Origin of the sequence: Arenimonas oryziterrae DSM 21050 = YC6267 (assembly GCF_000420545.1) — a bacterium.
GTDB classification, from domain to species: domain Bacteria; phylum Pseudomonadota; class Gammaproteobacteria; order Xanthomonadales; family Xanthomonadaceae; genus Arenimonas; species Arenimonas oryziterrae.
The window spans coordinates 1-1,863 of sequence record NZ_ATVD01000016.1 but is presented as its reverse complement, the minus strand read 5'-3'; the positions used below and the strand labels follow the sequence as shown (position 1 = coordinate 1,863).

Annotated in this window: 2 protein-coding genes; both read left to right on the top strand. The window is 52.7% G+C overall.

The features are described 5' to 3' along the window. A partial coding sequence (locus G467_RS17950; RefSeq protein WP_162140769.1) for an RHS repeat-associated core domain-containing protein occupies positions 1-1,059 on the top strand: 1,059 nt, incomplete at its 5' end. After that, positions 1,056-1,526 (top strand): hypothetical protein, encoded by a 471-nt coding sequence (locus G467_RS18125; RefSeq protein WP_155844913.1) that lies wholly within the window; start codon positions 1,056-1,058, stop codon positions 1,524-1,526. The genes G467_RS17950 and G467_RS18125, both read left to right, overlap by 4 nt. Positions 1,527-1,863: the final 337 nt, after the last annotated feature.

Genomic DNA, 1,863 nt, shown 5'->3' with positions numbered 1-1,863 from the left:
TATGTCTTTGACAGTGCGAATCGCCTGAGCCAGGTCACGGGTGTGCAGGAATACCGCTATGACGGTCTGGGGCGTCGGGTTCAGGCGCGAGATGTTGTGCCAAATCAAACGACGTACTGGATTTACAGCCAGGCGGGGCAGGTGCTGTACTCGGCGGAGGCGCGTCGTAGCCAGAATATCTACTACATCTATCTCGGCAATACGCAGGTGGCGACGCGGGCGGTGGCGTGGGGGTCGGGTGTGGAGACGATTCGGTATCAGCACACCGATAGTTTGGGGAGTCCGGTGGCGGAGACGGATCCGGGGCGGGTCGTCACCGAGCGGAATAGTTATGCGCCGTATGGTGAAGCCTACAATTCGATCATCGATGGCACCGGGTATACCGGGCATGTGATGGATCAGGGAACCGGACTGACGTATATGCAGCAGCGGTACTACGATCCGCAGATCGGGAGATTCGTTTCGGTTGACCCGGTTTCGACGGAAATGTACTCCGGAGACAATTTCGGTCGCTACAAATACTCTAACGACAGCCCTTATGTCTTCTCAGATCCAGATGGGAGAAGAGAAAAGCCACTCAATGGGCCGCTGGGAATTAGTCGCCATGTCCGGTTGGGTTCAGCGACGCTAGCTTATTCAAAAGACAGCAATGGTATCGATCAGCCAAATCGCGACGCGTATAACTGCATTTCGTTTACTTGGCACGATTCCCAGGGTGACCCTGGTGATCCGGCCAACGATGATGTGTTTCCTAGAATGGACAATAGTATTGTCAATGACGTAATGAAAGCCCGCGCCGAGGGCAAGAAACTCGCTCCCGATGAGCCCAACAGGCCGGGGGATAGAGTTGTATATGGCACTGATTCTAACGGAAATGGTCAGCTTGATGATTCGGAATTAGATGCAGCCGATATTCATACAGCAACTGTGTCCGTGGTGGATGCCGAGGGAAACACTGAGGTCGTCACGAGTAAAGAAGGTGACAAAGAAATTGTAGACCATCATCCTTCTGATCAACATCCCAGTTACGGCAAATTTAAGGAGTGGTATCGAGAATGAATATCTCCCGGGTTTCTATTCTATTTTTTGTCTCTCTTGCATTGTACGCGTGTGCTGCCCAGAAGATGAGGCCGGATTTCGACTTTGAAAATGGCAATGCCATAGAATTCTTGCAGTACCTAAAAACGCCCAATGGTGTAGTGGATTGGTACTCTTTCGATGCCCCATATTCTTGTTGGGTTCGTCAAAAGGACGTGGAGCAACTGATCAGGCTTCTGGATTCCACAGAAAAGAGCAGATCGGTAAGACTTGCGATCGCTTCTCGGATACTCCGAGGTTCGACCGAAGGCGACGAAGCAGCTTTCATGATTTACGGGTTTCGGGAGGGGGAGTATCCCTCGCGTGCAAGGTCTTCACCCGTTTCTACCGAAGAGAAAGACGCGATTCGGGAGTGGTGGAGAGACTACAGGTCCGGTCGCGTGACCAAAGATGCAGGAATTCTGAAATGCGAGGGACCCAAAAAATAGGGCGTCAAAAATAGGGGGTCAGAGTGGACCGACCCGGCTTTCTTGGGCGGTGGACCTAAGAAAAAGCCCCGACGTTCGAAAATAGGGGTCAGAGTGGTATTCCCTGAATTCGCCACTGAACCCGCGAGCCCCATTCGGTCCAGCCAGAAATGGCTCCTTCAAAGACCGCCTACATTGGCGGTCTTTGCTTTCTGCTATCTGGATGGCCATGTCACCAATCTGAGTACCACCATCTCCCGCAGCTTACGGCTACAACAAACGCCGCCTACCCACCGACGAACTGTCGGACAACGACGGCGTGCAGCATTCCATCTTTTACTACTACGACGCCAACGCG

What these genes read in the sequence shown, in the direction of transcription:
- G467_RS18125 (WP_155844913.1), top strand. Translation starts at nt 1,056, where the DNA reads ATGAATATCTCCCGGGTTTCTATTCTATTTTTTGTCTCTCTTGCATTG.